1 protein-coding gene is annotated in these 1,472 nt (G+C 57.7%); it reads left to right on the forward strand.

Annotated elements, in window-relative coordinates; genetic code table 11:
- The first annotated feature begins 120 nt into the window (after positions 1–120).
- Positions 121–1,452 (forward strand): IS4 family transposase, encoded by a 1,332-nt coding sequence (locus tag A6X21_RS10745; RefSeq protein WP_068847775.1) that lies wholly within the window; start codon positions 121–123, stop codon positions 1,450–1,452.
- Positions 1,453–1,472: the final 20 nt, after the last annotated feature.

Here is a 1,472-nt window from a genome sequence, read left to right on the forward strand (position 1 = left end):
CAACGCCGTCCACGATTTTACAAGTCTGATGACGTGACGTAAGTTTCGTGTTCTCAAGAAGATCGAGTCTCGGGTAGAGATTGGGTTACCACACTCAATCCGCTTTCCGGAGACTCGATCATGGCACGGAGGCCACGTTCAGTAACCTATGCTCTCGAACTCAAAAATGCCATCGCGGATCTTGTCGGTGGCTCGTTTGATCCACTGCTGGCTCAGGTTCATGGCAATGCCTGGTGGACGCCCATGCGTTTGTTGCACGCCGCCGCTTTGATGAGCTGGCACGAAGGACAGACTCTCTCTGACCGCTTCGAGCATGTCCGCAGCATCCTGGCAGGCATGGCTTTTGAGGAAGTCATTCCCACCTCATACACCGGCTATACTCAGGCGTTGTGTCGATGGATCGAGCCCATCGTCCAGGCCCTGCGGCCCCGGCTGTGGCAGTTGATCAAAGAGCTGGCCGGTCCCCGGTGGAAGCAGCACGGATGGGTCGTCTTCGCCGCGGATGGCTCGAAGTTCGAGTCGCCACGCACCCTCAGCAATGAACAGGTTCTCAAGTGTGCGGGCAAAAGACGCTCCGCTCCCCAGGTCTTTCAGACGACGCTTTTACATTTGGGAACCAACGCCCTGTGGGACTTCCGCTGTGGCCCTGGAACCGCCAGCGAACGACGCCATCTGGAAGACATGCTGGGAGACTTGCCGCCACGCAGTCTGATCACCGCCGATGCTGGCTTTTCCGGATTCGAGTTTTACCGGCGTCTGAATGAGGCCGGCGTGAAGTTCCTGCTGCGTGTCGGTGGCAACGTCACACTCAGGACGTTGTGGAAGCTGACCGACCTGGAAATTCGTGGCGATGAGGTCTGGGTCTGGCCAGGCAAGCAAATCTCTCTCCCACCAGTACGCTTGCGATTATTGCGACTTTCTCAAAACGGCTCGATCATTTCTCTGGTAACCAATATTCTTGATCCAGCGGAACTGAGCGTGACGGCTGCCAGCGAGATTTATCGTCAGCGATGGGGGATCGAAGTGACCTACCGCAGCATCAAGCAGACCCTCAACCGTCCTACCTGGCTGAGCCGGTCGGCAGCGAATGTCCTGGCCGAACATCAGGCGACGATGCTGGGCTTCTGGCTGCTGCAACTTAAAACTCTGCAGGAACTCCGACGTGCCAGGATCAATCCTGATCGCTGGTCACCGGCCGCGTCGCGCACGGCGACACGCCGCATCATGAGATGTGCCCTGCAGTCCCCATGTTCGAGCGATTCGACGTCAAATCCGTTGACATGGGCGGATCAGTTGCAGCGAGCCATCAAAGACCAATACCAACGAAGACGCCCCAAAACCGCACGCCTCTGGCCACATAAAAAGCGGGATCCCCCCGCCCAGCCACCCCGCTTCCAACGCCTGACTCAAACCCAACGCCGCCAAGGAGAAAGACTGCTCAACTCCTGCTGAGAAAATCGTGGACGGCGTTG

The sequence above is a fragment of the Planctopirus hydrillae genome (assembly GCF_001707835.1).
Taxonomy (GTDB): Bacteria; Planctomycetota; Planctomycetia; order Planctomycetales; family Planctomycetaceae; genus Planctopirus; species Planctopirus hydrillae.

Excerpts from the sequence above, each read along its gene's own strand:
- A6X21_RS10745 (WP_068847775.1), top strand. The coding sequence starts at position 121 with ATGGCACGGAGGCCACGTTCAGTAACCTATGCTCTCGAACTCAAAAAT.